28 protein-coding genes and 1 other annotated feature are annotated in these 27,000 nt (G+C 46.5%); of the genes, 4 read left to right on the top strand and 24 right to left on the bottom strand.

All coding sequences use genetic code 11. From position 1 onward, the window contains the following. The 3 genes from JJQ88_RS14605 to JJQ88_RS14595 form a co-directional block, all read right to left on the bottom strand. Positions 1–924 (bottom strand): cation diffusion facilitator family transporter, encoded by a 924-nt coding sequence (locus JJQ88_RS14605; protein WP_210366780.1) that lies wholly within the window; start codon positions 922–924, stop codon positions 1–3. Positions 925–1,055: 131 nt separating this feature from the next. Then, positions 1,056–3,320, bottom strand: coding sequence for a protein translocase subunit SecDF (gene secDF / locus JJQ88_RS14600; RefSeq protein WP_210366779.1), 2,265 nt, complete (start codon positions 3,318–3,320; stop codon positions 1,056–1,058). 114 nt (positions 3,321–3,434) lie between these two features. Next, positions 3,435–3,731: a post-transcriptional regulator gene (locus tag JJQ88_RS14595; RefSeq protein ID WP_210366778.1), complete on the bottom strand. Its 297-nt coding sequence runs from the start codon at positions 3,729–3,731 to the stop codon at positions 3,435–3,437. 124 nt (positions 3,732–3,855) lie between these two features. On the opposite strand from JJQ88_RS14595, the gene spoVB reads away from it, so the two are divergent. Further along, on the top strand, positions 3,856–5,418 hold the full coding sequence (gene spoVB / locus JJQ88_RS14590; RefSeq protein ID WP_210366777.1) for a stage V sporulation protein B: 1,563 nt from the start codon (positions 3,856–3,858) through the stop codon (positions 5,416–5,418). Positions 5,419–5,443: 25 nt separating this feature from the next. On the opposite strand, the gene JJQ88_RS14585 is transcribed toward spoVB, so the two are convergent. Continuing rightward, a complete protein-coding gene (locus JJQ88_RS14585) occupies positions 5,444–6,097 on the bottom strand; it encodes a DUF421 domain-containing protein (protein ID WP_210366776.1) in 654 nt (217 codons plus the stop codon). Positions 6,098–6,282: 185 nt separating this feature from the next. Between JJQ88_RS14585 and JJQ88_RS14580 the strand changes: the two genes are divergently transcribed. Beyond that, positions 6,283–6,669, top strand: coding sequence for a TIGR04086 family membrane protein (locus JJQ88_RS14580; protein WP_210366775.1), 387 nt, complete (start codon positions 6,283–6,285; stop codon positions 6,667–6,669). Between the two features lie 159 nt (positions 6,670–6,828). Here the strand turns inward: JJQ88_RS14580 and yajC are convergent, their stop codons facing one another. The 12 genes from yajC to nadC all read right to left on the bottom strand — a co-directional run bounded on the left by yajC (position 6,829) and on the right by nadC (position 18,141). After that, positions 6,829–7,113, bottom strand: coding sequence for a preprotein translocase subunit YajC (yajC, locus tag JJQ88_RS14575; RefSeq protein WP_210366774.1), 285 nt, complete (start codon positions 7,111–7,113; stop codon positions 6,829–6,831). Between the two features lie 37 nt (positions 7,114–7,150). After that, positions 7,151–8,290 carry a tRNA guanosine(34) transglycosylase Tgt gene (gene tgt / locus JJQ88_RS14570; protein ID WP_210366773.1) on the bottom strand — a complete coding sequence of 380 codons (1,140 nt, stop codon included), beginning with the start codon at positions 8,288–8,290 and terminating at the stop codon, positions 7,151–7,153. A gap of 38 nt (positions 8,291–8,328) precedes the next feature. Beyond that, on the bottom strand, positions 8,329–9,357 hold the full coding sequence (queA, locus tag JJQ88_RS14565; protein WP_210366772.1) for a tRNA preQ1(34) S-adenosylmethionine ribosyltransferase-isomerase QueA: 1,029 nt from the start codon (positions 9,355–9,357) through the stop codon (positions 8,329–8,331). Positions 9,358–9,390: 33 nt separating this feature from the next. Next, entirely contained in the window at positions 9,391–9,597 is a 207-nt protein-coding gene (locus JJQ88_RS14560; RefSeq protein ID WP_210366771.1) for a DUF2905 domain-containing protein, read from the bottom strand. After that, positions 9,594–10,595, bottom strand: a complete 1,002-nt coding sequence (gene ruvB, locus JJQ88_RS14555) for a Holliday junction branch migration DNA helicase RuvB (RefSeq protein WP_210366770.1) — start codon at positions 10,593–10,595, stop codon at positions 9,594–9,596. Before ruvB ends, JJQ88_RS14560 begins: the two co-directional genes overlap by 4 nt. A gap of 217 nt (positions 10,596–10,812) precedes the next feature. Further along, positions 10,813–11,415 (bottom strand): Holliday junction branch migration protein RuvA, encoded by a 603-nt coding sequence (ruvA, locus tag JJQ88_RS14550; RefSeq protein ID WP_210366769.1) that lies wholly within the window; start codon positions 11,413–11,415, stop codon positions 10,813–10,815. 135 nt (positions 11,416–11,550) lie between these two features. After that, entirely contained in the window at positions 11,551–12,096 is a 546-nt protein-coding gene (locus tag JJQ88_RS14545; protein WP_246861198.1) for an intercompartmental signaling factor BofC, read from the bottom strand. 307 nt (positions 12,097–12,403) lie between these two features. After that, positions 12,404–13,084 carry a YhcN/YlaJ family sporulation lipoprotein gene (locus JJQ88_RS14540; RefSeq protein ID WP_210366768.1) on the bottom strand — a complete coding sequence of 227 codons (681 nt, stop codon included), beginning with the start codon at positions 13,082–13,084 and terminating at the stop codon, positions 12,404–12,406. 106 nt (positions 13,085–13,190) lie between these two features. Next, entirely contained in the window at positions 13,191–14,165 is a 975-nt protein-coding gene (locus JJQ88_RS14535) for a phosphotransferase (protein ID WP_210366767.1), read from the bottom strand. Then, positions 14,155–16,005, bottom strand: a complete 1,851-nt coding sequence (gene safA, locus JJQ88_RS14530; protein WP_349237141.1) for a SafA/ExsA family spore coat assembly protein — start codon at positions 16,003–16,005, stop codon at positions 14,155–14,157. The genes JJQ88_RS14535 and safA overlap by 11 nt, the downstream gene beginning before the upstream one ends. A 178-nt stretch (positions 16,006–16,183) precedes the next feature. Then, on the bottom strand, positions 16,184–17,290 hold the full coding sequence (gene nadA, locus JJQ88_RS14525) for a quinolinate synthase NadA (protein ID WP_210366766.1): 1,107 nt from the start codon (positions 17,288–17,290) through the stop codon (positions 16,184–16,186). A 14-nt stretch (positions 17,291–17,304) separates the two neighbouring features. Continuing rightward, positions 17,305–18,141, bottom strand: coding sequence for a carboxylating nicotinate-nucleotide diphosphorylase (gene nadC, locus JJQ88_RS14520; protein ID WP_210366765.1), 837 nt, complete (start codon positions 18,139–18,141; stop codon positions 17,305–17,307). Positions 18,142–18,559: 418 nt separating this feature from the next. Between nadC and JJQ88_RS14515 the strand changes: the two genes are divergently transcribed. Both JJQ88_RS14515 and JJQ88_RS14510 read left to right on the top strand, forming a co-directional pair. Then, positions 18,560–19,693, top strand: a complete 1,134-nt coding sequence (locus JJQ88_RS14515; RefSeq protein ID WP_210366764.1) for an IscS subfamily cysteine desulfurase — start codon at positions 18,560–18,562, stop codon at positions 19,691–19,693. 61 nt (positions 19,694–19,754) lie between these two features. Beyond that, a complete protein-coding gene (locus JJQ88_RS14510; protein ID WP_210366763.1) occupies positions 19,755–20,297 on the top strand; it encodes a transcription repressor NadR in 543 nt (180 codons plus the stop codon). Positions 20,298–20,472: 175 nt separating this feature from the next. Here the strand turns inward: JJQ88_RS14510 and pheA are convergent, their stop codons facing one another. The 8 genes from pheA to JJQ88_RS14470 all read right to left on the bottom strand — a co-directional run bounded on the left by pheA (position 20,473) and on the right by JJQ88_RS14470 (position 26,811). After that, positions 20,473–21,315, bottom strand: a complete 843-nt coding sequence (pheA, locus tag JJQ88_RS14505; protein ID WP_210366762.1) for a prephenate dehydratase — start codon at positions 21,313–21,315, stop codon at positions 20,473–20,475. A gap of 58 nt (positions 21,316–21,373) precedes the next feature. Further along, a complete protein-coding gene (locus JJQ88_RS14500) occupies positions 21,374–21,829 on the bottom strand; it encodes an ACT domain-containing protein (RefSeq protein WP_210366761.1) in 456 nt (151 codons plus the stop codon). A 309-nt stretch (positions 21,830–22,138) separates the two neighbouring features. After that, complete coding sequence (obgE, locus tag JJQ88_RS14495; RefSeq protein ID WP_210366760.1) at positions 22,139–23,431, bottom strand: GTPase ObgE; 1,293 nt, start codon at positions 23,429–23,431, stop codon at positions 22,139–22,141. 94 nt (positions 23,432–23,525) lie between these two features. Continuing rightward, the gene (locus JJQ88_RS14490; RefSeq protein ID WP_210366759.1) at positions 23,526–24,065 is read right to left on the bottom strand and encodes a sporulation initiation phosphotransferase B; all 540 of its coding nucleotides are present in this window, start codon (positions 24,063–24,065) and stop codon (positions 23,526–23,528) included. Positions 24,066–24,207: 142 nt separating this feature from the next. Then, positions 24,208–24,498 (bottom strand): 50S ribosomal protein L27, encoded by a 291-nt coding sequence (rpmA, locus tag JJQ88_RS14485; RefSeq protein WP_079509900.1) that lies wholly within the window; start codon positions 24,496–24,498, stop codon positions 24,208–24,210. Between the two features lie 12 nt (positions 24,499–24,510). After that, complete coding sequence (locus JJQ88_RS14480) at positions 24,511–24,843, bottom strand: ribosomal-processing cysteine protease Prp (RefSeq protein ID WP_210366758.1); 333 nt, start codon at positions 24,841–24,843, stop codon at positions 24,511–24,513. A gap of 14 nt (positions 24,844–24,857) precedes the next feature. Then, positions 24,858–25,166 carry a 50S ribosomal protein L21 gene (gene rplU, locus JJQ88_RS14475; RefSeq protein ID WP_023627147.1) on the bottom strand — a complete coding sequence of 103 codons (309 nt, stop codon included), beginning with the start codon at positions 25,164–25,166 and terminating at the stop codon, positions 24,858–24,860. Between the two features lie 15 nt (positions 25,167–25,181). Beyond that, positions 25,182–25,259 (bottom strand) — a sequence feature (ribosomal protein L21 leader region). A 76-nt stretch (positions 25,260–25,335) separates the two neighbouring features. After that, entirely contained in the window at positions 25,336–26,811 is a 1,476-nt protein-coding gene (locus JJQ88_RS14470; RefSeq protein ID WP_210366757.1) for an Rne/Rng family ribonuclease, read from the bottom strand. Between the last annotated feature and the right edge of the window lie 189 nt (positions 26,812–27,000).

The following is a 27,000-nucleotide window of genomic DNA, read 5'->3' as shown; positions in this document are numbered from 1 at the left end:
CTACTCAATTTGCAAATTGTCTTCGTACCTTCTTTCTTCATGGTATGGATTGATATGGACGAAAACATTCTGTACATTTTTCATTTCCAACAGCCTCTTTTTCACGTTCTTTCCGATTGAATGTCCTTTTTCAACAGTAATATGGGGATCGACCGAAATTTTCAGATCGATGATGACATAATGCCCATGCTCCCTTGCGTGCAGCTCGTCCAGCTTTTTGACTTCTGGAATGGACTGTACCACCGTCCTGAATTCTTCTGTTTCATCTTCATGAAGGACATGGTCGATAGCATTGTGGATCGATTCCCTGCCAAGCTTCCAGGCCATCTTTATGACAAATAAGGCAACGAGCAGCCCTGTTACAGGATCGGCATAGACAAGCCAATCAAGGCCCAGCATACCTCCGGCTACGGCAGCGCTGATTCCGATAAGCGCGGCGATGGATGAATAGACATCGGATCTGTGCTCAAAGGCATTCACAATCAATGCGTCACTTTTCAGCTTCTTTCCGAGCCGATATTTATATCTGAACATTCCCTCTTTTACAATGATTGAAACGATTACCGCAAGAATTGCGATAGTCTTCGGCGGTTCGATTGGTTCGAAAAAAGCTTTTATCGAGGATCTGCCTATCTCGATTCCAACCAGCAACAGCAGTACCCCAACGATAATTGCCGCTATCGATTCGGCCTTACCGTGTCCATAAGGGTGATCCTTATCAGGCGGCTGTTTCGCTGCTTTCAACCCGAAATAGACCGCGAGTGAGCCCGCGACATCGGATGCTGAGTGCACAGCGTCCGCAACCAGCGCCTTACTGTTGGCATAAATGCCTATTCCCCACTTCATTGCTGCTAAGGCTATATTGCCGACTACGCCAACCATGGCGGCAAATTCTGCTCTTTTAAATCGTATATCCTTCTCCAATCGCAATATCCTCCTGCTTCAGTATCATGTATTCAAGAAATGCTTATCTTTTATTTTGTCCTGAAGAGGGGATCTCTTAACCGCATCAAGAAAAATACCACGGATTCCACCGTGGTATTCCGCAAAAAAACCTATACTTGAGGTTCGTCCGAATAAACCTTCTTTTCTTTGTATGTCTTGATTGTTCCCTTTTTCTTAAGTTCCTTATTCTTCCACACATACCACAGCTGTGCTGCGATGAAGACGGAAGAATAAGTTCCGGAAATCAAACCGACAAGCAGCGCGAAAGAAAAGTTCCAAATCGAATCGCTGCCAAAAACAAGAAGTGCGGCTACCGTGATAATAACTGTTAGTACGGTATTCACTGAACGTCCCAGCGTTTGGCGAAGGGATGAATTCACGACGTCAGCAATATCCGCAGAAGTCTTCAGACGGCGCTTCTTCGCCATGTTTTCACGCATCCTATCGAAGGTAACGATTGTATCGTTGATGGAATAACCAACAATCGTCAAAATCGCCGCAATGAAGGTGATGTCCACCTCAAGCCTCGTAATACTGAAAAGAACGATAATGAAAAAAGCGTCATGCAGAAGCGAAATGATCGCTGCCAATGCCATGTATATTTCAAAACGGATCGTGACATAGATGATGATTCCGATCGAAGCAATCAGCAATGCAATCATCGCGTTCTTTGCCAGTTCTTTTCCGATTGTTGGTGAAACGGTACCTACGTTCGGTTCGGCACCGAATTCCTCTTTGAAGTGGGATTTGAGTTCTGAAATCTCATTCTTGCTTAGAACACCCTTGAATCTAGCCACGCCGATTTCGCCATTTTCCCCAGAGATGACGATATCATCGGTGTCCAAGTTGACTGCTTTAAGTTCTTCTTTTATTTGCTCGGCTTTTAGCGTCTTATCCGACATGATTTCCACCCTGGTACCGCTCGAGAAATCAATGCCAAGATTCAGACGGAAAATGAGGAGGACGATCAGTCCAGCTCCAATAAGTATACCTGAAGCAACAAAAAACTTGTTCCGATGCTTAATGAAATCGAAACGATCGAACTTCGTAGCAAGATCCAATGGATCAAGCCCTTCGGCAATATTGTGGACATCTTCCTTTTTAACGCCGAACCATCCTGGCTTGTTCTTGAACAGGCCGCTGTTCACCCATAAGCCAAGGAAAAAGCGTGAGCCAAAGACAGCAGTGATGAAGCTGGCGAGGATACTGATGATCAGCATGGTCGCGAAGCCTTTCACTGAGCTTGTGCCATATAAAAATAGTACGATTGCCGCTAGTATGGTCGTTAAGTTCGCGTCAAGGATGGTCGATAGCGATCCTTTGCTGCCGGCGTCGAAAGCAGCCTTGATATTCCTTCCAACCTTCAGCTCCTCTTTGATCCGCTCGTACGTGATGATATTGGCATCGACCGCCATGCCGACACCAAGGATGAGCGCTGCGATGCCAGGGAGTGTCAATACCCCATTCATCCAATCAAAAATCAGCAGGATGAGATAAATATAAATCGATAGGGTAACCGTTGCAATGATTCCAGGCAAGCGATAATAGAAAATCATGAAGGCGAATACGGCCAACACGCCAACAATCCCGGCAAAAATCGTTTCATCGAGCGCCTGTTCACCGAACTTGGCTCCTACGGATGTGGAATAAGCTTCGTCCAACTTGACCGGAAGCGACCCGGCATTCAAAAGTGATGCAAGCTGCTGGGCTTCTTCAATCGTGAAGTTTCCCGTAATCTGGACATTCTTCTGGTTGAGAATCTGGTCAACATTCGGGTTGGAAATAAACTTCGGATCTTCCTTCATCCGTTCCTCTTTGTAGGAATCCTTCCCTTCCTCGAAATCCAGCCAGATGACAAGCTGGTTATCCGGGGCCATGCTCAGGATTTCCTTGGTCACTTCCCCGAATTTATCTCCATCCTTCAATGTGATTGATACATTCGGCTTGTTATTCTGGTCGAAGCTCTGCTTCGCGCCATTTTCCGCAAGGTCACTGCCATCCATCATCACGCGGTCATTGACATCACGGAAGGTAAGGTTCGCTTCAGTGGACAGGATTTCCCTGGCCTTGTTCTGGTCCTTTACCCCGGCAAGCTGTACCCTGATCCGATTGTCACCTTCTATCTGGATGTTCGGTTCACTGACACCAAGGACATTAACCCTTCGCTCGAGTGCCTCGGCGGTACTTTTCAATGTTTTTTTGTCAATCTTCTGGTCTTTCTTCAAGGGGCTGACTTCATACAGGACCTCGAATCCCCCCTGCAGGTCAAGACCAAGTTTGATATTGTTCAGGATATTCTGGGTCGTTGCACCCATGGCGCTTCCGATCAGCAAGATCAGCAAAAAGAAGGCCACGATGCGGCTGCGTTTTACCATTATGTACAAATCCTCCTTAAATAGGGCACGAAAAAATCATGCTGCCAGGCATAAAAACTATGAATTCGATAGCATTATCATTATGTAACAGAATGAAATAACTGTCAATTTCACTTATTTGAGCAATTTTTGTCTTTCTTCTTCATCTTCTAACGAAAAATCTCCCAATTTGAAAGCTTCAACCGTTGCATGATTCATCAATTCCCCAGCCTGGACCGAGAGAACATCGGCGACAACTTCATATAGATGGATGTCTTCTTTTACTTTCTTCCACTTTTTCTTTGTCAGGTAATCCCAAAGCTCCTTCTCCGTCACCCGTTCGTACCCAAATAGCCTGAATTCCTCCAGCTTGCTCTTTAAAGCCGGTTTGATTTCCTCATAAAAGCGTCCATACTGATGGCTTCTCTCCATTTGCTATCCCCCCTGTCCATTTTTCATGCCGGATAAAATTGCTTAACCTGTCATGCTTTGTCCACTTTCAAGCATATAGTTAATTGTATATGAAATAAGCTTTTTTGAGAAGGCAGGGAGACGAATGTCGAAGTTTTTAAAAGGTACATTTATTTTGCTGTTAGCCGGTCTTGTCACCAGGATACTGGGTTTCATAAACCGGATTGTCATTGCCCGTTTCATTGGTGAAGAGGGTGTCGGTTTATATATGATGGCGTTTCCTACCCTGATTCTCGTCGTGACAATCACTCAATTGGGGCTGCCGGTGGCGATTTCAAAAAATATCGCCGAAGCTGAAGCGAAGGGTGATTTTGCTAAAATCAAGAAAATCCTTGTCGTATCTCTGGCAACGACTATTTCTTTATCCATTATTTTCACTCCAGCCCTTCTGCTGCTTGCTCCTTATCTGTCAAAGACATTATTCACAGACCCAAGGACTCACTTGCCACTTCTCGCTATTGCGCCAATCGTTCCAATCGTCGCCGTTTCTTCCGTTTTGCGCGGCTATTTCCAAGGGCGGCAGAACATGAAGCCCTCAGCTATATCACAGGTTATTGAGCAGCTTGCAAGAATCACGCTTATCGCTATCCTTACGAAAACATTCCTGCCATATGGGATTGAATACGCAGCAGCCGGAGCGATGGTTGCATCCGTGATTGGCGAACTCGTTTCACTGGCGTATTTAATCGCAACCTTCAAGCTTAAGAAAAAATTCAGGCTGCGGAAAAATTTTTTCCAATACGTCCATTCAGGCAAGTCAACCTTCAATGAGCTGATGGGCATTGCCCTGCCAACAACAGGTTCCAGGCTGATTGGATCGGTATCATGGTTTTTCGAACCGATTGTCGTCGCCCACAGCCTTGCGCTCGCTGGCGTGGCTGCCGTTGCTGCAACAAAGCAATATGGTGCCCTTACCGGGTTTGCGATGCCGTTGCTGATGCTGCCTTCCTTTATCACATACTCCCTATCTACTTCGCTTGTCCCGGCGATAAGTGAAGCAAATTCAATAAAAAATGGAAAAGTGATCGAGCACCTTTTGCAGCAATCACTCCGATTCTCCCTGTTGACAGGCGGCCTTTCAGTCGTTATCTTGTATGTCCTGGCAGAGCCATTGATGAGCCTGATGTACGGCACCTCCAACGGAGCATATTTCTTGAAGCTGATGGCTCCCTTCTTCCTGTTTTATTATTTCCAGGGCCCGCTGCAGGCAGTACTCCAGGCACTTGACCTCGCAAGGGCAGCCATGGTAAACAGCCTGATTGGAAATATTGCGAAAATCACCGTCATCTTCCTGTTGGCGAGCCAGCCGGCCTTTGGAATAAACGGAGCTGCCCTTGGAATTGTCACAGGTATTGTCCTTGTCACGATGCTGCATTTTGCCACGATGCTGAAAGCCATTTCCTTTACTTTTTATGTTAAAGACTATCTTAAAACCTTCGCAGTCATCGTCCTGTCCGGCTCGTTCGGCTTCCTTTTTTGGGACAGGGTCGGCAATGACCAATCCTTGGCTTTTAAGGTCCTGATTTCCATTGCGGCAATATCCACAGTCTATTTATTGCTGTCCCTAGTAACCGGCCTGGTCAGGAAGCAAGAATTCCTAAGGATATCCGCCATCCTTAAATCAGTTTTCAGGAAACCAATCATGTAAAAAAACGTGGAGCATTCCACGTTTTTTACTGATCTTTCATGTCTATGAAAAATTCCCCATTATCATAGCTGCAAAAAGAAATTCTGTTAATATCGGGATATCCTTTTGATTTTAGTTCTTTTTGTATCCATGGGATTGTCTTATTGATCCGCTTCAAGTTTTCCTCCTGGATGTTCCCGTCAATAATAAGCGGAAGCGCCAGGATACCTTCATCCTGCCGGCCACTCTTGTTTTTTTGGAAAATGGACAGTTTTCCTGAAGGCTCCAGGATCGCAAACTCGACATCCGCAATATTCCCCACATCCTTTTCCCTTAACTGAAGGAGTAAATCATCAAAATTATAACGCTGCGCTTTCATTGCCCTTTCATCGATCTTTCCGTTATTGATGATCACTGTCGGCTGTCCATCCACAAGGTCACGGAACTTTTTGCTTTTCAATGACAGCATTGCCAGCGAAATTTGCACGATTGCCAGGACAACGATTGGAAGAAGTGTATTGATGAACGGTGCTTTCGTATTTTCGATGGCCAAAGCGGCAATCTCGGCAATCATGATGTACACGACCAAATCAAGGATGCTTAGCTCGCCAATCTCCCTTTTTCCCATCAACCTGAAAATCACCAGGATGACAACATACAACAACAATGTCCTTGACAAAATCACCAGATAATCTTCCAAGAAAACCCACGCCCTTCTGTACTCAATCTCTCATAGTCTTCAACCATGGAAGAAAAAAATACACCGTTTTTTTTCCAATTTATTTAATCAGCCAAAAATGGATTCTATTTTAAAAAGGGCATGAATATGCTTGTACTAGGGATTTCCCGGCGAAGGGATCATTTAGTGAGAGGGGAGAAGGGTTAATGGAATCACGTAATTTGGGAAAGTCCATTCTTTATGGTGTCATGGCAATATTTGCGTTGGCGATCGTCAGCAGTTTGATATTTTCTCTTCTATTGAGGTTCACATCATTACAGGAATCCTCACTGCAGTATGTCATGAGTACCATTTCATTCTTATCCATTTTTGTCGGGGGGTTCATCACTGGGGGGAAAGGAAAGCAAAAAGGCTGGCTAATTGGAGGGGCAACAGGACTTTTCTATACTCTGATTATTTTCCTGTTCCAGTTCCTCGGCTATGACCATACATTCTCTATCGAGCAGGTCATCTACCATGTATGTTATATCCTAACAGCGATGATGGGAGGAATCCTTGGAGTGAATATTGCCGGCGGCACAAAAAACGCATAAGGAAAATTCGCGACTGGCAGTCCTTACGGCAAAAACAGAGGCACAGTTGCACTTACAGTTCATTCCTACAATCCCAATTGGGGTGAGTTACTTTTACAGACAATTTATGCTTTCTTAAAGCATAAAAAAGAAGCGGAAAATATCCCGCTTCTTTTTCTGTTACTTCATGAGTGAGTCGCCTGCAGATTCGACTACATCGCGGATAGCAGCGCGATCATATGTAAGCCGGCTTCCATCGCCGCATTTGATGACAACTGTCCCTTCGTCAAGCGCATCGACGATTCCATGGAGACCGCCGATTGTCACTACCTTATCGCCCTTTTGCAAGTCGCTTTGCATTTGCTGGACCGCTTTTTGCCTCTTTTGTTGAGGGCGGATCAGCAAAAAGTAAAACAATACAAACATCAGCAGCAGCGGAAACACTGTACCTATTAAACCTTCCATCCTTTTCCCCTCCTTTCACGTTTTGATAGCAAGATTATCAGAAGTTTTTCGCATTTGGCTTATTGAAACCATACTGCTCAAAAAATTCTTCCCTGAAGTCACCAAGGCGATCTTCGCGGATAGCCTGTCTGACCTGCTCCATTAAGTTTATCAGAAAATATAAGTTATGGTAAGAAGTTAACCTGATTCCAAAGGTTTCATCTGTTTTTATCAAATGGCGGATATACGCTCGGCTGTAATTCCGGCAAGTATAGCAATCACAGTTCGGATCTAGCGGCCCAAAGTCACGGGCAAATTGGGCATTCTTCACAACGAGACGGCCCTGGCTAGTCATCAATGTACCGTTTCGGGCAATTCTCGTTGGCAGGACGCAGTCGAACATGTCGATACCCCGGATTGCGCCATCAATCAAGGAGTCAGGTGAACCAACCCCCATCAAATATCTTGGCTTATCCGCAGGCAGCCAAGGTGTCGTAAATTCAAGCACCCTGTTCATGACGTCCTTCGGTTCACCGACCGACAATCCTCCAACCGCATAACCAGGGAAATCCATTGATACAAGGTCCTTCGCACTTTGCTTTCTAAGGTCCTCGTACTCACCCCCCTGGACGATTCCAAACAGTCCCTGGTCCCCCGGCCGGGCATGAGCGGCAAGGCAGCGTTCGGCCCAGCGCGAAGTACGCTCCACAGACTTTTTCATATAGTCATATTCAGCTGGATATGGAGGGCACTCATCGAATGCCATCATGATATCCGAACCGAGGGCATTCTGGATTTCCATCGCTTTTTCAGGTGAAAGGAACAGCTTATCCCCGTTCAGGTGGTTACGGAAGTGGACACCTTCTTCTTCGATTTTCCGGAATTCACTTAAGGAAAATACCTGGAAGCCTCCCGAATCAGTGAGAATTGCGCGATTCCAATTCATGAACTTATGGAGTCCCCCGGCTTCCCTGACGATTTCATGGCCAGGACGCAACCATAGGTGATAAGTATTGCTCAGGATGATTCCTGCCCCCATCTCGACCAGTTCCTCCGGGGACATCGTTTTTACAGTTGCAAGTGTCCCTACTGGCATGAAAACTGGTGTTTCAAACGATCCATGAGGCGTATGCACCCTACCCAGCCTGGCTCCTGTCTGCTTGCAGGTCTTGATTAATTCATAACGGATTGCTGACAATTGTCATTAGCTCCCTTCCATCGTTAAAATCTCTGCTGTCAAAGGATCAGCATCGCATCCCCAAAGCTGAAGAAGCGATACTTCTGTGCTACCGCTTCATTATAAGCGTTCAGGACAATTTCCCTTCCTGCCAGGGCGCTTACCAGCATGATCAATGTTGATTTCGGCAGGTGGAAATTCGTGATCATCCCGTCTATTGCCTTGAATTCATATCCTGGATAGATGAATATATCTGTCCATCCACTTTCCGCGGCAAATAGGCCATCATTGGCAGATGCAATGGTTTCGAGCGTCCTTGTGGAAGTAGTCCCGACTGTAATGATCCTTCCTCCCTGTCCTCGGATGGAATTCAGGAGCAGAGCGGTTCCTTCGGTGACCTGATAGAATTCCGAATGCATTTCATGTTCATCGACCGATTCAACATTGACAGGCCTGAACGTGCCAAGCCCCACATGGAGCGTGATGAAGGCCAGGTGGACACCCATATCCTTGATCTCCCCAAGCAATTCTTCCGTGAAGTGCAAGCCTGCTGTCGGGGCTGCGGCAGAGCCCCGCTCTCTGGCAAAAACAGTCTGGTAGCGGTCTTTATCCTCCAGCTGCTCCTTGATATATGGAGGGAGCGGCATTTCACCAAGCTGGTCAAGCACTTCGTAAAAGATACCCTCGTACGAGAATGTCAGATTCCTTCCTCCATGATCCGCTTCGCCTGTACAGACCGCTGTCAGGAGGCCGCCTCCGAAAGTGATTTTTGTACCCGTTTTTACACGTTTGGCGGGTTTGACGAGTGTTTCCCATTCATCGCCCTCCAATTGTTTCAAAAGGAGGACTTCGATTTTTGCCCCTGTGTCTTCCTTAAGCCCAAACAGCCTGGCGGGAAGAACTCTTGTATCATTCAAGACAAGGCAGTCTCCGGGATTCAGATACTCCTTTATATTCTTAAAAACAGTATGCTCGACCCTTCCGGATTGCTTATCGAGCACCATCAACCTGCTTTCGGACCGATTCTCGAGCGGAGTCTGGGCAATCAGCTCCTCCGGCAGATGGAAATCAAATAATTCTACTTTCATGATGTCACCCTTAAAAAATCAAATTTTTATTTATCACCGAAGCCGTCCAATAAAATAAAAGATTGCCGACAGGACAATGCTGATAACAATGGACGTGACAATCGGAAAATAAAACGTAGTGTTTCCTTTTTTGATGATCACATCACCGGGGAGCCTTCCCAAGTTGACAAATTGCATGATAAATCCGATTACAAAAATGATGACCCCCGCGATCATCACGAACTTTGCCGCACCTGTCATTCTGCAGGCACCTCCATTTTGAAATGCTTATAAACGGCCGGAGTCGCCACCCTTCCCCTCGGAGTCCTCTGAAGGAATCCAATCTGAAGTAAGTAAGGCTCATAAACATCTTCGATCGTCTGCGATTCTTCCCCGATCGTTGCTGCGATCGTATCTAGGCCAACTGGACCGCCCCGGAATTTTTCAATAATGGCCTTCAATAATTTATGGTCAATATGATCCAGGCCTAAACGGTCGACCTGCATCAATTCCAAGGCTTCCTTTGCCATGGATTCCTCTACTGCCCCATTGCCGCGCACCTGGGCAAAATCCCGGACACGCTTGAGCAGGCGATTGGCGATCCTTGGCGTCCCCCTTGACCTTCTTGCAAGTTCCTGGGCCGCAAGCCAATCAATCTCTGTTTCAAGCAAATCAGCTGTCCTTGCGATGATTTCGGTCAACTGGCTTTCATTATAGTATTCCAATCTGCTCAGGACTCCAAACCTGTCCCTTAACGGAGCAGACAGTGAACCCGCCCGTGTCGTTGCCCCCACCAGCGTGAATGGCGGCAAATCCAGCCGGACTGAACGAGCGCTCGGCCCCTTCCCGATGACAATATCTAGGCAAAAATCCTCCATCGCAGGATAAAGGACTTCCTCGATTGTTCTAGGGAGCCGGTGGATTTCATCAATGAACAGCACGTCGCCAGGCTCAAGTGCCGTAAGGATGGCTGCCAAATCCCCCGGCCTTTCAATTGCCGGCCCTGAAGTCGTCCGCATATGGACGCCCATTTCATTTGCGATGATGGCTGCCAGCGTCGTTTTCCCTAAACCAGGCGGACCATAAAGCAGCACATGGTCAAGCGTTTCCCGCCTCATCCTCGCTGCCTCGATGAACACTTCCAGATTGGCTTTCACCTTATCCTGGCCAATATATTGCTTGAGCGTCCGGGGACGCAGGCTTTGTTCAAATGAAAGATCCTGATCGCCCGCTTCACTGGAAATGATGCGTTCTTCCATCTGTATATCACCCTTTATCCATCTTGTTATTCTAACTCCATCAGTCAGGTACGATTTCCCCTAGATATCTGCATATGCCTGTTTATTTCCTCTTCGGGCATCAGTTCTCCCATGCAGCCCGGCTTTAACCAGATGTTATTCGCGCCTTCTGGTCCCCCTAGAGCGGCACTTGCGCCAGGAGTGTGGAGGAATCTCGAATTTAAAAGTATCGACCTTACTATTTTAAAAGCTTTTGAAGCGCCTTTTTTATATACTGCTCGGTGGAGAGCTTTTCTTTCCTCAGCTCCGGGGTAATCTTGCGGATTTCTTTTTCTGAATAGCCAAGCGCCTGAAGAGCCTGAAGCGCTTCATCGAAATCCACGGAATCAGCTGCAGCTGATTCATTCGCATTGAACAAATCCGGGAAAAAATCAGGCACAAGATCGTGCAGTTTCCCTTTTAAATCTAGAATCATTTGCCTTGCTGTCTTTTTACCGACACCAGGAAACTTAACAAGGAATGCTTCGTCTTCATTTTCGATTGCCTGGACGACCTGCTCCGGCTCACCTGAGGCCAGAATCGCCAAAGCGCCTTTCGGGCCGATTCCCGAAACATTCAGCAGCCTCGTGAAGAGAGCTTTTTCCTCCCTTGTCATGAAACCATAAAGGGAAATGATATCTTCTCGTACATAATGGTATGTATAGACACGTATTACTTTTCCTGTTTCCTTTGAGAATAGAAACGGATTCGGCGTCAATATCTTATATCCTATCCCATTATTTTCTATGACGACATATTCAGGACCAACAAAGTCGACCGTGCCTTTAATAAATTCAAACAATGATCTTCTCGCTCCTCTGCTTTGCTGTACCTCATTTTAACATACAATTTTTACTGGCACGAAGAAAATGTTGCAAAAAAGCGAACGTATGATCATTTTTTGGCAAAAACAAGAGCCGGAGTTCCCGGCTCTCGTTCATTGCTCCTGCAAAGTATATGGTTTAAACGTTTCAAGAACTTGTTCGTAACGTTTTTTATCTTTAATCTTGATTCCCTTTTCCAGCTGGTCGCGTTTGATGCTCTCCAGCCTTCCGAGATCGATTTGGAAGAATGACTGAATGATATTCGAACGATCCGGCCTTCCGTTGAAAATCGTCAAAACTCCTTCTTGCGACAGCCCAAAATAGCCATTACCCTTGAGCAGTGGGGAAATATCATCAATCTCCATCCTGAATACTGCTTTCCCGTTATCCAGATCAACAAGCTGCCAATCGTCATATTTTGCCCAAAAATCTTCCATCGACCAAATCTTTTCTTTGACTTTTTCCTCACTCATTTCACCATCGAGGTACGCCCTTTGTAAAGTGATGGTGATCTCAAGAGGTTCATTGATTTCCTGGACGTTCCCTTCAGGCTTCTCAGCAAAAGCAGGTTCTGTGTTCCTTGCCAGCCAAAAGCTAAAAACACTTATAAGCAACAGTGCTGCCATGCTGATTGAAAACGATCGTTGCATTGAACCCATCGCTGTCCACCTCTCCTTTTCAAACACGGCTAACCCTTGCCAGCCATGTCTTATACATTCATAGTTTAGCCAAAATAATCTTATTTATCCTTCGATTTATGATGGCGCAAATAAGCCTGATACAGTGGAAAATTAGAAACTGTTTAAGTATGATGACAGTACCGGCTACAGTCTGTATGAAAAGCTGCTCTTTGGCCCTCAGATTGATTGGCTGATCATGGTGGGTTTGCACGGAGCGGACACGCAACTCCTTGTCCGTGCTTCCTTCAGCACATGAAAAAATAAAGGCAAAGCCGGTGCTTTGCCTTTATTTCCCGTTTAGATTGATGCTTTCTCGCGGATTGCCATTCTTCCTGTTATAATCAATATCCCTTGATCGGCTGAATGTGCCTTCATCAGTGGAAATTCGCAGTTCCCTGCCTTCAATCATCGGCGTAACCGCCTTTTCGATTTCCTTTTTGGTCTTTTTTTCAAGGGACTTATCTTTCAGGTCCACGGCAATTTCCACTTCCCGCCCGTACATGACTGAACGGACCTTATCGACATTATCGATTGCTTCTACTGCCTGTTCTACCCTTTTGGCGTCTTGCTTGTCTTCCTCTGTATTTTTGTAAATCCTGGGATTGTCCCTGTTCTCATTCAAATGGCCGTGATAATTGACATCTCCGCGGCTGTATCGATTATCACGCTGAAAAAAATTATGGTCATGATCTGACCTTGGTACTGTTGGATTTGGCGGGTTTCCATTTTCATCTCGTGACTGGAGCATCGCTCTCTTGCGCTCCTCGGAAACACGGGCTTCCTTCCCGAATGAGTGATCCATCATTTCGGTAACAGGGCCTTCCCGATCATCCATGACGTCCACTTCATTTCCTTTATCATTCGAATAATAACCCAAAGGCTGTTCCGCTCCCTGGTTGCCTGTGCAGCCGGCCATAGCAGCGACCAGGATAGAAGCAAAGGGAAGCATCAAAAATTTTTTATCCAATGCAAGACCCCCATCCGTAGCTGTTTGAGCATTTTGGATGCTCTTTAATAGCTTGCGGTTGGAGTTATTTTTTCATTCTGACAGATAAGCCCAATCTTCCGCACAGTTATTCGACGAATGACTTCACATTTTCAATGAATTGCTTTCTCTGCTGAAATTGGCCTACAGTCAGCTCGACAAGTCTTGTGATCGTATGTTCATCCAAATTCCTGTTCCCTCGAAGCGCCCTGTTCCATTCCCTGAATACATCGGAAGGATATAGAAGCCCATACAAAAAAGCATCATTCTCCAACCAATGCACAAAAGTCCCGAGTTCTTCCAGCGATTCCAGTTTCCAGCTGATGAACGGCAGAATTCGATTAGCATATTGTAGCAAATCATGAAAAGGTGAACCAATGCTGATCAAATCAAAATCAATTAGGTAAAGTTCCCCAGTAGTAGCCCGCAAAAAATTATGGTGCGCCACATCCCCATGCAGCACAGTCGTTTCTTTTTCATCAATCTTTCGTTCGTTATTCATTAATCCAGCCAGTGCTGAATCGCCCCATCTCTCGTATTCAGCGAAGATTTTCTTGCCGGCAAAACGTTGGATGGTTTCTTTGTTAGCGACAAATTCTTCTTTCCGTTCTTTCCATTTCCCTACTGTATCCGCCTTCGGCAGCAAAGAATCATAAGCCGGGGCAAGCCGTTTCGAGATGGCATGGAAATTATCCAACAGGTTTACCCCCTCAAGCCTGTCAGTTTCACATGAATAATGGAAGGAAATGATATCGGGTTCAATAAATTCTATACAGCCATAGTACATACCACGAAAATACAATATTTTCCCGATTGGATAGAAGCGATAAGTTTTCCTGAAGCCTGAATGATGAAGAGAAAAGGTAAAAGCTTCCTGTACCTTAAGCTTCCGCAAATCACGGAAGCCTTTCAAGACAAAGCGTGAACATCCGGCATGAATCAAGAAGACATTTTCTCTCAGTGGAACGATTTGATCAATTTTCCTGTCAAGTTCCTTTGATAAATAAACGAAGAGACGATTTTGGAACAAATCGTCTCCGCTTTTAATGAAGTTAATATTCATTGCTCTCATCATTGTAGCCTGGCAGATCTTCACCTGGAGGACCATACGGGTTCAAGAACTGCTGTTGATAACCAAAATTCAGAGAATTCTGGAATGCCGGATCCCTCCATCCGTATGGAACGCCCCAATGATGGCCCCACATCGGACCCATTGGTCCACCGCAGCCGCATCCTGTGCCCATACCCTGAACAGGTTGCATCGGCATGATCGGAGGCTGCTGCATACCTCCCACATATTGCATATGCGGCATATTTTCTGTCATGCCCCCGACATGCGGCATTTTCCCCATCATCCCACCGACATGGGGCATCTGCGGCATATTTCCTGCCATTGCCCCCATATGAGGCATCTGCGGCATGTTTTCCATCATCCCACCGACATGCGGCATTTGCGGCATATTTCCTGCCATGCCACCGACATGCGGCATCTGCGGCATGTTTTCCATCATGCCACCGACATGCGGCATTTGCGGCATATTTCCTGCCATGCCCCCGACATGCGGCATCTGCGGCATGTTTTCCATCATGCCACCGACATGCGGCATTTGCGGCATATTTCCTGCCATGCCCCCGACATGCGGCATCTGCGGCATATTTTCCATCATGCCCCCCACATGAGGCATCTGCGGCATATTTTCCATCATGCCCCCCACATGAGGCATCTGCGGCATCTGCGGCATCTGCGGCATCATTTCTGATGATTCATCCTCCATCATCCCGCCTACTTGCGGCATTTTATTGTCCATCATGCCGCCTGCCTGAGGCATATAACCCATTTGCTGCTGATGGTGGCTGTATGGCATATGCCCCATTGGAGGGCAATAGCCCGACCCTGGCAATACTGGAGAGATTGGAACTCCATAATAAGTGGGACCTGTCATTTCCGGCGAGACCTGTGGCTGGATATTCGCTGGCATGTTTTCACCCATTGCTGGACTTAATGGGGCATGCATTTGCTGGGCGTAGGATGAGGATTCCATTTCACTCATTCCGTGGATCATGCCCGGATATTGGCCTGGGAAATCCATTGCACCTTGTACTTGAGGGTATGGCATCATCTGCTGTCCGCCAGGATAAACCGATCCTGGCATGGCAGGAACACCTGGATAACAATTGTGAGGATAAGGTATCATGGGCTGATGGTAACCTCCTTGGATAAATGGAATCATGGATGGCGACTCTTCCATGAAATCATTTTTCTCGATTTTTATATCGGATTTGATTTCCGATTTAGGTTTTATTTCGGCTTTTGCCTGTGATTTTGTTTGCTGTTTGGCCTCGGGTTTCACTTCCGGCTTCACTGGTTTGATTTCCGGGAAGATATTGTCTGGTTTAGGCGGGAGCTTTGGCTTAGGCGGGGTTTGGGCTGGCTGCTGCATGTTCGCCATGTTCATCATATAATAATTATGGATGTCGATTTCTGGCATGATAGGTTTCGGCATTTTAGGAGTGTATGGCTTGACAGCCTCTTCCTTCTTAACCGGTTTTGGCATTTCTTGTTTTGGCATTGTTTTTTTAGGCTGCTCCTGTACAGGCACCGGTTTTGGCGCTTCCTGTTTAGGCGCTACTGCTTCCTTTTCAGGAAGAGGCTTAGGCTTCTCTTTGGCAAAAGGATGTTCAGTAATCGGCATTTCCTTTTTACCACCCAAATTGATTTTTCCCTGAGGGGCTTCTTTCTTTATGGTCCCTCCGCCAGTCGGAACTTTTATTTTCATACCGGGCATAATCAAATCAGGGTTGCTGAGCTGGGAATTCATCTTTTTCAGCTCTTCAAAGTTCACGCCGTACTTCTTGGCGATCTTCCAAAGAGTATCCCCTTTCTGTACGATATGGATTTTCACTCTGATTCCCTCCTACTATGGCATAAGTCCATATATTGTATGTGGGTGTGGGCAAATTGCCATCAATCTTCAAAAAAACTTATGCTTTTCTTTATATAATTATGTTCCAATAAGAAAGATTAAGCTTTTCCAATATAAAAAAATCCTCCTCTGATGGATAGAGGAGGATTCTTGAAGGTCACGTTTGGCCAAGCATCCTTTCAAGAGCAAGCCTGGCATTTTGGGCTGTTTGGCCGTCAACTGAAATAATATTGCGGTCATGGCCATCCATAATCGAATCAAGGCACCAGGCAAGGTGCTGGATATCGATCCTGTTCATGGTCAAACAGGGGCACATATGTGAGTTGAGTGAAATGATATGTTTGTCAGGATGCTGTGAAATCAAACGGTTCACAAGGTTCATTTCCGTTCCGACGGCCCATCCGGAACCTGGTGATGCAGCCTTGATGGCCTCAATAATGTAATTTGTGGAACCTGCTTCATCCGAAAGCTCCACAACCTCGTGCCTGCATTCAGGATGGACAATGATTTTCATCCCAGGGTATTTGCTTCGAACCTCTGAGACGTTTTCGACAGTGAAATTTTCATGGACAGAGCAGTGCCCCTTCCAGAGGATGACTTTCACTTTATCAAGTGGCCCATCGAACTCAAGCATATTGGTGACTGGATTGTAGACCGCCATTTCATCGAGGCTGATGCCTATATTGAAAGCTGTATTCCTTCCAAGATGCTGATCCGGTAAGAATAGCAGCCTGTCTTTTTTGGTAAAAGCCCATCTCACCAATTTCTCAGCGTTCGAGGAGGTGACTGTCGCTCCTCCATTTGCCCCGACAAAGGCTTTTATGGCTGCTGTCGAATTCACATAGGTCAATGGCATGATCGTATCGCCGAACTCCCGTTGAAGGAGTTCCCAGCATCGTTCTGTTTGCTGGATATCTGCCATGTCTGCCATCGAACAGCCCGCCCTCATATCCGGCAAATAGACTTTTTGATTTTCATCCGTTAGAATATCCGCCGTTTCCGCCATGAAGTGGACACCGCAGAATACGATGTGCTCGGCTTCACGGTTCTCGGCCGCTAACTGGGCAAGCTTAAGCGAATCACCTGTCGCATCCGCGAACTGGATGACTTCATTCTTTTGATAGTGATGCCCGGGAATGAAAAGTTTTCTGCCTAACTTTTTCTTTATGGCGCTGATCCGCTCCTCCAGCTCTTCGACCGGCATTTCCCGATATTTTCCCGGAAGGAGCATCGCTTTTGATTCAAGTGCTTCCAAAAGGTTCATTGTTTATCTCCTTTCTATTTTGCAAGGATTTTTGCGCTGATATCCAATGTTTTTACGGAATGGGTAAGAAAACCGAGGGAAATGAAATCGACACCGCAATCCCTGTAGCCTGCAAGGTTTTCAAGAGTGATTCCTCCCGAAGCCTCGGTCATGATACCTGAAGGTACAAAGGTAATCCAGTCTTTTATTTCTTCGGGTGTCCTGTTGTCGAACATGATGACATCCACTTTCGCTTCGATTGCTTCTGCCAACTGTTCTTTTGTTTCAATTTCCACCTCGATTTTCACCATATGGCCAAGCTGGGATTTCACCTTCTGGATAGCCTCCGCAATTGATCCCGCAAAAGAAATATGGTTGTCTTTGAGCATGACTGCATCATATAGTCCATAACGATGGTTATATCCGCCCCCACAGCGGACAGCGTATTTTTCCAGCATCCTCAATCCTGGTGTCGTTTTGCGCGTATCGCAAATTTTTGTTTTTCCGCCTCCTATGGCGATAATTGCTCTATTTGTCATTGTCGCGATTCCGCTCATTCGCTGGACAAGATTTAGAACAACCCTCTCTGCTTTCAGCAGGCCAGAAACCTTCCCCGAAACCAAGCCAAGTTCTTGGCCCATAGCCACTTTTTCTCCATCTCTCACTGCCATTTCCACATTGCTTTCTTCATCCATCAGCTTAAAGCCAGCAGCGATTACTTCTTCACCGCAAAAAATGCCCTCTTCCTTGGCAATCAGCGTGAGAATACCTTTATCATTTTCAGAGAAAATAAGATCACTCGTAACATCACGGTCTCCAAGATCTTCAAGAAAAAACTGTTCTAGTAACAAACGCAGTTTGATTGTATTCATTTGTCCCACCCTTTATTTTCTTCCTGTTGTGGATGATGTTTTTTACCGATTCCATTATCCAAGCAAAGCTGGCTGACGGTCGGAAAGCGGACACAGAAATTCCCTTATCGGTGAATATGAAGAAAGATTTGCTTTCTCAGCTTCAAATATTCTAAATCAATTTGAAAACAACGACGGAAACTCAACTTAGGGAAGATCCGCACTGCATGGTTCCCATTTCGCCTTTCCAAATCCCCGTTTGGGCATGATCCGGCTGTGTTCGCCCTGCAGCACCATCGCCGATAGATAATACTTCAGCCTGTTTCATGGCTTTGTCACCTCTCGGGTTAACAGGTGTCTTGACATATATGTTTACATAGTTCTACACTGTTGACAAGAACTTTTTAAACCGACAAATTTTAAAAAGAGGAGGCAGCCGATGAAGTATTTTGATTACGCAGCTACTACACCGCTCGATCAGGAGGCTGCTGAGGTGTATATCAAAACAGCTACTAAATACTATGGAAACAGCCATAGTCTCCATGATGCAGGAAGCATTGCAGCAAACATTTTGGAGAGCTGCCGGGAAGATTTCGCCAGGATGCTGGGGATAGAAAAGGCGGGAGTTTATTTTACAAGTGGAGGCTCTGAAGCGAACTTCCTTGGAATCATGGCTCTTCTTCCAGCCGCCAAAAAAGCGGGAAAACATATCATTACAAGTGCAGCCGAGCATTCGTCAATCCTGAATCTGATGAAAAAATTAGAAATGGAAGGCTGGGAGATCACTTACCTTCCTATGAACAGGAACGGGCAAATCGAACTTGTCAGCGTAATCGATGCCGTACGCATTGACACAATCCTCATCACCATCCAGCATGGGAATCCGGAAATCGGGACCATCCAGCCAATTGCGGAAATCAGTTCGTTTTGCCGCAGTGAGAATATCCTGCTCCATTCAGATTGCGTCCAGACCTTCGGAAAGGTTCCACTCGGCCAAATTGCCAGGTCTGTTGACGCGCTGTCGATTTCTGGCCATAAATTTTACGGGCCGAAAGGAACTGGAGTTGCTTATGTAAACCCAATGCTCGCTTGGAGTCCATTTTTACCAGGAACCGTCCATGAAAAAGGGTTTCGGCCTGGGACTGTCAATATACCAGGAATCGCTGCCATGACTGTCGCCGCGCAAAAATCCGTTCAGAACATGCATGAGGAAGCTAGGCGGATGGAAACAATGCGAAACTCACTCATTGAAACAATATCTGATGCAAGGGTAAATTTTTTCGGATCGGAAGGCAGCGGCCAGCTGCCAGGGATTGTCGGACTATCTCTCAAGGGAATCGAAGGCCAGTACATCCTCCTGGAATGTAACCGTAAGGGGTTCGCCATTTCTACGGGGACAGCCTGCCATACCGGGATGCATGAACCTTCTAATACGATGATGGCAATGGGAATCCAAGGAAAGGAGGCGAAAGAATTTATCAGGATTTCTTTCGGAAAAGAAACAAGCATGGAGGATGCCAGAAACCTTGCCATCACGCTTTCCGAACTTCGGTTGCCCCATCCTGCTGTTTAACTTTTATTCGTTTTTATGATAGAATTTGCGAATGAAGAGTTATAAGGAGAGGATCGGATTTATGAGCGAACCCACTAAAATTCTCGGGGATGAACGGAGATCCTATATCTTGAAGCGTCTCCGGGAGAGTAAAGAACCGATTACTGGCAGCGAGCTGGCTTCTGAAACAAATGTCAGCAGACAGGTGATTGTCGGTGATATTACGCTTTTGAAAGCGAGGAACGAACCGATCATCGCTACCAGTCAGGGGTACCTGTATATGTATTCGTCCAATCCTGCAGGAGCCCAGAGAACGATTGCGTGTGCCCATGCACCTGAAGAGACGGAAGAAGAATTGAATCTTCTAGTCGACCATGGAGCCACGGTCATGGACGTAAAGATCGAACATCCGGTTTATGGCGACCTGACTGCTTCGATCATGGTATCGAACCGCTATGAAGTAAAAAAGTTCATGGAAAAAATCCGCTCCACCAACGCTGCCTACCTATCAGAGCTTACTGATGGCATCCACCTGCACACCCTTTCAGCTTCATCGGAAAGAGTGCTGGATGAAGCGGAAGAAGCATTAAGGAAAGCAAACTTCCTCGTCGATAACGATAAATAAGGGAACCTGAAGGTTTTGCGAGTGGCACGCAAAAGGCAAGCGGTCAGTTCCGGAACGATCCTATCAAAAATTCCCGGCTCTTTATCCTTCTTCCCAGTCAGTATGGCGGAAACGTCCGCCCTTTACTTTCTCAGGTACGAATAAAACAGGATCCATCATGCGATGGATCCTGTTTTTAAATATGATATGTTGGGTAGCTGCCGAGAAGTGTTACGCTGCACCCTAGCGCCTCCAGTTCCGCAATAGCGCCTGGGATAAGTACCTCATCCAATTTGAAGTTAATATCGATGATGAAGAAATATTTACCCAGTCCAGTCTTCATCGGTCTTGATTCTATTTTGGAAAGATTAAGCTTTCTCCAGGAAAAAGCCGATAGTACCTGATGGAGCGCGCCAGCACGGTCTGAAGGAAGCGTGATCATCAACGTCGTTTTATATTCCTCGGAATTCCCAAAACTTAACTCCCTGCCCGGCCTTGTAAGGATGGCAAAAACGGTATGGTTATAACCGAAATCATGGATATCCTCGACTGCCTTTGCAAGCCCGTACTCATCAGCTGCCAGGCTGTTGGCGATCGCAGCCGCCTTCACGCCAGGATGATCCTTCACATATTTTGCTGCGGCTGCAGTTGAAGCCATACTTTCAACTGGTACCGTCTTAAAGTGTTTGTGCAAAAATTTATGGCATTGTGCGAGTGCGTGGGAATGACTGCATATCAGTTCAGCTTCCTGCCAGGAGTCCATATTTTCCGGATGGACAAGTAAGTGCTGCTTGATTGGGACAACTGCTTCACTTGCTATTTCCAGTACGGCTTCGTGGACTAAATAATCAATCGTAATGTTCACAGATCCTTCAATCGAATTCTCAAGCGGAACGATCGCCGCATCGATCTCACCCTCCGCTGCCGCGTCCATGCAAGCCGGTATGCTTACATAAGGAATCCTTTCTTCATCCTTGAACAGATGGCGGGCAGCCAGATCGGTAAAAGTCCCGTTTGGACCAAGAAATCCTATTTTCAAGCTAAATCCTCCCCTTCAGCCAACCGCATTTTTCTCTCTAATGATCACTGGAAAATCATCAGGCACCCGATCCAAGCACTTCCACCTTTTCAACGAATTCGAGCCTTCTTAGTTTTCCAAGCAATTCATCCATCTCCACTTTCATTTCCGTCACATTCAAGCTTAAGGTCACATTTGCCCTGCCCTGCAATGGGATTGTCTGGTGGATAGTAAGCACATTGCAGCCGGAATAGGCAACAGTGGCCAGCAGTTCCGATAATGTACCGGACCTGTCCTCAAGCTGGAAGAAAAGCGTGATGATCCGTTCCTTCACCACAGTATGGAATGGAAAGACAGTATCGCGGTATTTGTAAAATGCGCTTCTGCTGAGATCGACTCGCTGGACCGCGTCCCATACAGAATCCGCTTTCCCTCGTTCGATCATCTCTTTTGCTTCAAGCGTTTTCTTCATTGCTTCCGGCAAGACATCTTCCCTCACAAGGAAAAATTTCTTATCCATTTGATTCTGCTTCATATCCACACCCCATATGAAAAGCGCAAGCGCCTTATGAAAATGAAAATGATCGTCGAACAGGATTGACACGTCTCAAGCAGCCGTTTTTCGGCCGCATGGTGCCTCCGATGCCGGGCTTTCCCTGTCTGCTGCAACGGTCAGGGAAAGCTGCTCCTGACGTTCCGACTGGTGCAGACAGTCGACTGAGAAGCAACTCCCTTGCCGCTTTAAGTAGGTCAGCTTATGGACATTTAGTCCAGGCGCCGGAGCTAGACAGTAATCTTAGTAAAAAAATTATTTACGCAAAAAATCGAAAACACCTTGACTGGCTTATTCAACAAACTCAAACTCATAGTCAAGAATTTTGACGGTAGCGCCGTCTGTCGCTCCTTTTTCGCGGAGGGCTTCATCGACCCCCATGCCTCGCATCTGGCGGGCAAACCTTCTGACAGATTCTTCTCTTGAAAAATCCGTCATTTTGAACAGCCTTTCAATACTGTCACCAGAAATGACAAACGAGCCGTCAGGATCACGTGAGATGGCAAAGCCTTTTTCCTCCGCTTCATGCTTGTACATCACACGATTCACATCCGATTCTTCCTCCACTTCCTCGATCAGCGGGAATTCCGGAGTTTGTTCCAGGAGATCGGCAATCACGAAGACCAGTTCACGAAGGCCTTCCCTTGTCAATGCCGAAATCGGGAAGATTGGATAATCATCCTCCAGTTTTTCTTTGAAATCCTTGAGGTTCCCTTCAGCATCCGGCATGTCCATTTTATTGGCAACAATAATTTGCGGCCTTTCGGTCAACCGGAGATTATATTCCTTCAACTCGTTATTGATGGTGACATAATCCTCATATGGGTCCCGCCCCTCTGTTGCAGCCATATCAATGACATGGACGATGACACGGGTCCGTTCAATATGGCGCAAGAACTGATGTCCAAGGCCGACCCCTGAATGAGCGCCTTCTATCAGGCCTGGGAGGTCAGCGAGCACGAAGCTCCTTCCATCTTCTGTCTCAACCATTCCTAAATTTGGAACGATCGTCGTAAAGTGGTATTCCGCAATTTTGGGCCGCGCCGCCGAAACAACCGATAGCAGCGTGGATTTTCCCACGCTTGGGAAACCGACAAGCCCGACGTCGGCAAGGAGCTTCAATTCCATGGTGATTTCCCTTTCCTGCCCTGGCTCCCCTTTTTCAGAAAGCTCCGGCGCAGGGTTCGCCGGGGTCGCAAAGCGCGAATTTCCGCGTCCGCCCCGTCCTCCTTTTGCGATGACGGCCTGCTGTCCATTCTCTGTCAAATCAGCGATGACCTGACCGGTATCTGCATCAGTAACGACCGTGCCTGGAGGAACTTTTACAATCATATCCTTGGCGTTCTTCCCATGCTGGTTCTTCGACATCCCGTGTTCCCCGCGGAGCGCCTTGAAATGACGCTGGTACCTGAAATCCATCAGGGTACGGAGCCCTTCATCCACCTGGAAGACAACATTCGCGCCGTTCCCTCCGTCACCGCCGGCCGGACCGCCTTTTGGCACGTATTTTTCACGGCGGAAAGCGACCATCCCATCGCCTCCATCGCCGCCTTTCACATAAATTTTCACCTGATCGACAAACATTATGTCACTCCCACCTGTCAAATTGTTGTTAAGTATTTTGGTCTGGAATATCGGGAAGCTTCAGTCATACTTCCAAGCATATTCCCATGATTCCCTAGAGAGGAACCACGGAAACTTCTATTGTCAGCTCTCCATCGATTATCCCATCGGAACGGATCTCCATGCCCTTTCCGTAAGGTTCCGCTAAAAAGCTTTCTATCCGATTTTTATCGTTTATTATACCGCTAAAATCAAAAAAGAACACGATTCCTTTTTCATGTGGATCAATCGTGACTGAAAGATGATTTTCTTGGAATGGCTCGATTGAAGCATCCAGTGTTTCAAACAAGAGCCTTGTCCAGCGCACGAGCTGCTGATCATCCAATCGGTGGAAGGTCTGGGAGTCCATGACTTCATATTCCAGCTGAAAAAAATGATTCTCCCAATTGCAGGTTAAAAGCGTAGAGGCGAATTGAGGAAGATGTAAGTTGGATAGCTTTGCTTCCTGCCTGGCTTCCATGATGATTTCTTCAATGACATCTTTAGCCCGATCCACTTTATCCAGAGATAAATTGCCTTTAATTAATTGAAGCTTATTCATCCAATCATGGCGTGCATGGCGCAAAACTTCGATTGTATCCCACTCTTTTTTCATAACCAAACTCCTACTCGTAAGACTGCTTGCTTCAAGTATAACAAAAAGCCTTACAAACGTGTGCATTTAATATGGAAGACTAAGTTTCCGCTGACAAAGACAAGAAAGCCCTAACCGCAGTGGTTAGGGCTTCTCTTAAGGCTTACGCTTCTTGAGCTGCAGGATAAACACTTACTTGCTTACGGTCGCGGCCTAAGCGTTCGAACTTAACTACGCCGTCCACCTTAGCGAAAAGAGTGTCGTCTCCACCTTTACCCACGTTTACACCTGGGTAGATTTTAGTTCCGCGCTGACGGTAAAGGATAGAACCACCAGTTACGAATTGACCGTCCGCACGCTTTGCGCCAAGACGCTTAGCGATTGAGTCACGTCCGTTCTTAGTAGAACCTACTCCCTTTTTGGATGCGAAAAACTGAAGATCCAATCTTAACATTTGTTCCACCTCCTACTGTTTGAAGGTTAATTTTATGTGCTTTCCGTAATCTCTCTCCATCGTTTGCAATGAAACGACCATGCCTTCAAGAAGCAATTGGACTTTCTCGTGTGTTTCCTCAGGCAGATTGTCCGGTATGACACAGCGGAGAAAACCGTCTGCTCCCTGCTCAATTTCAGGAGTGATTCCTGTCAATGAAATGATCGAGTTCACTGCCCCAAACGATACAGCTGATGCTCCTGCACAGACAATATCGCTCCCATGGGCGGCGAATCCAGCGTGGCCGCTGATTGTAAACGAACGGATGCTGCCGGATTTTGTACGGTTGATCGTTGCTCGAATCATAGCGATCCGCCTTATTAAGCGTTGATCTTTTCGATCACAACTTTAGTGTAAGGCTGACGATGACCTTGCTTTTTACGATTGTTTTTCTTCGCTTTGTACTTGAAAACGATGATTTTCTTCTGACGGCCATTCTTTTCGACTTTAGCTGTTACAGTGGCGCCTTCAACTACAGGGCTGCCCACCTTCACGTTATCGCCACCTACAAAAAGAACCTTATCAAAAGTTACAGTTTCGCCTTCGGCAGCGTTCAGCTTTTCGATGTAGATCGCTTGTCCCTCTTCTACCTTCACTTGCTTGCCGCCAGTTTCGATAATTGCGTACATTCCATTGCACCTCCTCTAAAGACTCAGACTCGCCATCAGCAGGCGGCTGCCGAAGCAACACTTACTACCTGTCGTGAGCGGTTGTAGCACGGGTGCTACAAACAATAACATTAAAATACTACCACACGCCGACCAAAGGTGTCAACCGAATTATCGACGTTTCTTTCCCTCAGCATGAGCCTTCCGGCATTTCACTGAAAGCGCCGAATTTCAGGATTTCATAGCTGGGCTTCACCGTCTCTGTCACCCTGAAGCAAATCTTGAAACCAAGTACGTCTTCAAGCCGGGTTTTATGGATGCCGCCTTCTCCTGAAAAATGGCCGATCACGTCTTTCGATGCTGCGACCAAAACAGCTTCGTAATCCGAATTCCTGTATTCCCATAAGCTCCGCTCAAGCCGGTATGCCATGGTTTCAGCGCCAAGAACGCGTCCCGTACCGCCGCACGTTCCGCACCTTTCGGTCAGCGCTTCCGAAATCGACAGCTTCGTTTTCTTTCTTGTCAGCTGAAGGATACCCAGGTCGGTAAAACCTACAATTCTCGTCCTGCGCCCGTCACTTTGAAGTTCTTTACGCAATGCATCCAATACATTGTTACGGCTTTTACTGGCCTTCATATCGATAAAATCGATGAGGATGATGCCAGCTAGATCCCTTAGCCTTATTTGGCGCGCAGCTTCGGCTGCAGCGCTGATATTCGTCTTCAGGACCGTTTCTTCCAGGCTGTTCTTTCCCGAGAATTTTCCGGTATTCACATCAATGACTGTCAGGGCTTCGGCTTCGTCTATGACAAGGTAAGCGCCTTTATCGAGCCAGACAATCCGTTTGCCAAGTTTATCAATCTCATGTTCGATCTGATAGGCAGAGAAGATATTTTCCTTTCCGTTGTATACACTTGCCACAAGGTCTGCATCCATGCTTCCTGCAAAGGTATCAATTTTTTTCTTGGAGTCCAGGCTGTCCGTGACGATTGTTCCTTGGTCAAGAGTTGCAATGACAGCCAACGCCTCTTCAAAAAAGGCATCTCTCCTGTAAAGGACCCCTGGTTTTTTCATGGAGCTGCTGTTCTGCTGCAGGTGCTTGTAAGTTTCGCGGTGCTGCTCAAGTTCCGCTTTGATCTTTTCTTCAGTTTGACTCAGGCTTTCCGTCCTGAAAATCAGGCCTTCCTCTGCTGTTTTCAGTGTTTTTGCAAACTGCCTCCACTTATCCCTAACTTCATGCGATTCAGCTTTCTTCGAAACTGCGATGTATTTTCCATTGGGCATGTAAACCAGATTATGGCCTTGTATTTCAATAACCGCTGTAAGCCTTGCCCCTTTCGTGCCGGCTGCGTCCTTCTCGACTTGGACAAGCACCCTTTCTCCTTGATGAAGGAAGGATGAAATCGATCCAGATCCTTTTTGCCCGTCTCTGGACAGCACAAATCCCGGCAGCTTGTCTATTGAAAGAAATCCGCTCATTTCTTCGCCAATGTCGACGAATGCAGCGTTCATCCCAGGGATTACCCGTTCCACAACCCCAAGGTAAATATTCCCTACAAGTGATTGATGCCCTGGCTGTTCAATATAAATCCGTTCGAGAAGCCCATCCTTCAAAAGGGCGAATCGCCGTTCGCGCGATACCGTATTGATGATTAACTGTTCCATACTCTTCTCCTTGCTAGTGTTGAAATCGGAAATGCTTCATCTAACAATAATTGCTGTTTTCTTTATGGCGTCTGCACTTTAAACAATCGATTATTTCCCATCCCATGCTCTTTTAAAGCCTATGTAAAAAATGAAAAACCAAAGCAAATAAAAAAGACGGTGCGGGTGAATTCGATACCCCGCTCCCGT

The organism is Bacillus sp. REN3 (assembly GCF_017912555.1).
In the GTDB taxonomy this organism is placed as follows: Bacteria; Bacillota; Bacilli; order Bacillales; family Cytobacillaceae; genus Mesobacillus.
The sequence above is the reverse complement of the archived record's forward strand: the minus strand, read 5'-3'. Positions and strand labels throughout refer to the sequence as shown.

Bases quoted from the DNA above. Each gene is read 5' to 3' on its own strand.
- secDF (WP_210366779.1), bottom strand. From the start codon at position 3,320: ATGGTAAAACGCAGCCGCATCGTGGCCTTCTTTTTGCTGATCTTGCTG.
- JJQ88_RS14595 (WP_210366778.1), bottom strand. From the start codon at position 3,731: ATGGAGAGAAGCCATCAGTATGGACGCTTTTATGAGGAAATCAAACCG.
- spoVB (WP_210366777.1), top strand. From the start codon at position 3,856: ATGTCGAAGTTTTTAAAAGGTACATTTATTTTGCTGTTAGCCGGTCTT.
- JJQ88_RS14580 (WP_210366775.1), top strand. From the start codon at position 6,283: ATGGAATCACGTAATTTGGGAAAGTCCATTCTTTATGGTGTCATGGCA.
- yajC (WP_210366774.1), bottom strand. From the start codon at position 7,113: ATGGAAGGTTTAATAGGTACAGTGTTTCCGCTGCTGCTGATGTTTGTA.
- queA (WP_210366772.1), bottom strand. From the start codon at position 9,357: ATGAAAGTAGAATTATTTGATTTCCATCTGCCGGAGGAGCTGATTGCC.
- JJQ88_RS14560 (WP_210366771.1), bottom strand. From the start codon at position 9,597: ATGACAGGTGCGGCAAAGTTCGTGATGATCGCGGGGGTCATCATTTTT.
- ruvB (WP_210366770.1), bottom strand. From the start codon at position 10,595: ATGGAAGAACGCATCATTTCCAGTGAAGCGGGCGATCAGGATCTTTCA.
- JJQ88_RS14545 (WP_246861198.1), bottom strand. From the start codon at position 12,096: ATGGGTTCAATGCAACGATCGTTTTCAATCAGCATGGCAGCACTGTTG.
- JJQ88_RS14535 (WP_210366767.1), bottom strand. From the start codon at position 14,165: ATGAATATTAACTTCATTAAAAGCGGAGACGATTTGTTCCAAAATCGT.
- nadA (WP_210366766.1), bottom strand. From the start codon at position 17,290: ATGAACCTTTTGGAAGCACTTGAATCAAAAGCGATGCTCCTTCCGGGA.
- nadC (WP_210366765.1), bottom strand. From the start codon at position 18,141: ATGAATACAATCAAACTGCGTTTGTTACTAGAACAGTTTTTTCTTGAA.
- JJQ88_RS14515 (WP_210366764.1), top strand. From the start codon at position 18,560: ATGAAGTATTTTGATTACGCAGCTACTACACCGCTCGATCAGGAGGCT.
- JJQ88_RS14510 (WP_210366763.1), top strand. From the start codon at position 19,755: ATGAGCGAACCCACTAAAATTCTCGGGGATGAACGGAGATCCTATATC.
- JJQ88_RS14500 (WP_210366761.1), bottom strand. From the start codon at position 21,829: ATGAAGCAGAATCAAATGGATAAGAAATTTTTCCTTGTGAGGGAAGAT.
- obgE (WP_210366760.1), bottom strand. From the start codon at position 23,431: ATGTTTGTCGATCAGGTGAAAATTTATGTGAAAGGCGGCGATGGAGGC.
- JJQ88_RS14490 (WP_210366759.1), bottom strand. From the start codon at position 24,065: ATGAAAAAAGAGTGGGATACAATCGAAGTTTTGCGCCATGCACGCCAT.
- rpmA (WP_079509900.1), bottom strand. From the start codon at position 24,498: ATGTTAAGATTGGATCTTCAGTTTTTCGCATCCAAAAAGGGAGTAGGT.
- JJQ88_RS14480 (WP_210366758.1), bottom strand. From the start codon at position 24,843: ATGATTCGAGCAACGATCAACCGTACAAAATCCGGCAGCATCCGTTCG.
- rplU (WP_023627147.1), bottom strand. From the start codon at position 25,166: ATGTACGCAATTATCGAAACTGGCGGCAAGCAAGTGAAGGTAGAAGAG.
- JJQ88_RS14470 (WP_210366757.1), bottom strand. From the start codon at position 26,811: ATGGAACAGTTAATCATCAATACGGTATCGCGCGAACGGCGATTCGCC.